This window comes from Vibrio sp. 378 (genome assembly GCF_033339435.1).
The window spans coordinates 1-1565 of sequence record NZ_JAWOUO010000060.1; the positions used below are offsets into that span (position 1 = coordinate 1).

2 protein-coding genes are annotated in these 1565 nt (G+C 42.0%); both read left to right on the forward strand.

What is annotated here, in order from left to right; all coding sequences use genetic code 11:
- Window positions 1–100 precede the first annotated feature (100 nt).
- Window positions 101–610, forward strand: a complete 510-nt coding sequence (locus tag R7Q48_RS24045) for a GNAT family N-acetyltransferase (RefSeq protein WP_104979357.1) — start codon at window positions 101–103, stop codon at window positions 608–610.
- Window positions 611–769: 159 nt separating this feature from the next.
- On the forward strand, window positions 770–1132 hold the full coding sequence (locus R7Q48_RS24050) for a VOC family protein (RefSeq protein WP_256903418.1): 363 nt from the start codon (window positions 770–772) through the stop codon (window positions 1130–1132).
- Window positions 1133–1565: the final 433 nt, after the last annotated feature.

A 1565-nucleotide genomic window follows, 5' to 3' on the forward strand; every position in this document is an offset into this window, starting at 1 on the left:
ATGCGTTGGTTTTAGTGGTTAAGGTGTTATGCGGAACCTTCGGTATTGCGTGCCTCACACCTTAACAAGGCGTTATAAAGCTCGAAGAAAAGGACATTTCGTGGAAATTCGAACAGGTAAACTTGAAGATGTTGCTAGTATTACCGACATCTTTAATTTTTATATTGAACACACCAATGCACGCTTTGAGGAAGTTCCATTTACTCTGGAAAATCGTCAGAAATGGTTTTCTCAGTTCTCTAGCACTACCAAATATCAACTATATGTCGCTATAGAAAACGGCGAATTGTTAGGTTTTGCATGTTCCCAACAGTACAGAGCAAGTTCAGCTTTTGACGACACCGTAGAAGTGACCGTTTATTTGGCACAAGAAGCAAAGGGGAAAGGTTTAGGTTCTAAACTATATACTCAGTTGTTCTCATCAATTCGTGCCTATGGTGTCCATCGTGTATTGTCGGGTGTTGCATTACCAAACGACGCATCAGTTGCATTACATAAACGGTTTGGTTTCAGAGAAGTCGGAGTTTTCAATGAATATGCGAAGAAACATGGGCAGTACATAAGCTCAGTGTGGTTAGAAAAGGCGTTTAACGTAGAGTCCGCTTTATAACAAACAATTTAAGAGTGATTCGGCACGCGTGGCATTTTTGGTATGCGCTGGTTTTAGTGGTTAAGGTGGTATGCGGAAGCATCGGTATTGCGTGCCTCACACCTTAATTGGGCGTTATGTACTTCAAGGGTAATTGAACCTAACTCTAAAGGATTGAGAGTGATAGATCATTTTGAAATTAAGGTAGCTGCATTCGAAGAATGTCGCATATTTTACAAGAATGCACTTAAGCCATTGGGTATTGAGCTAAAGTGGTCAGATGAAAGTGCTGCTGGTTTTGGGCTTTCAATCGAGCCAAATGTAAGATTTCTAATTGAAAAAGGTGCCAGCAATTCTAAGTGCCACATTGCTTTTTCCGCAGCCGACAAACTACAAGTTGTAGCGTTTCATGAAGCGGGCTTATCTGTAGGTGGTAAATGCAACGGTAAACCCAGTTTACGAAGACACTATGCTCCAAACTACTACGCAGCATTTTTGATTGACCCTGATGGTAACAATGTGGAGTCAGTTGTGTATCTTTAGCCCGTACATAACAAAGCGTTAAAGACAGATTCGCAACGCGTGGCGCTCTCAGTTCAAAATAGGTTTTGTGTTTAAGGCGTAATGTTTTAGGTTAGGTCTAAGCGTTGCTCACTACTTAACGCGGCGTTAGTCGCCAGAAAAAGCTAGCAGTCAAAATCACGTTTCTAAGCTTAAAATTTGGCTGAGGATCGTTTGATACGCAGGTGCGTCGGCGATGCTCAAAACTCAGTTTCAACTGTTTCAGTCCAAAGTTTTGTAACTGTCCTAGCGGTTGTTTTGTTCTTTGGTGCTGACAGAGCAGGGCAATCGAGAGTCTGTTTTCGGTTGCAACTCCGCTCGGTGAGCTTGTTGGGTATAAAAGCCGATTTACTCGCTGAAATGACGTTTTCTCTGGTGTTGTAAGTTCCACGTGGTTTCAGTGACTTTGTTGAAA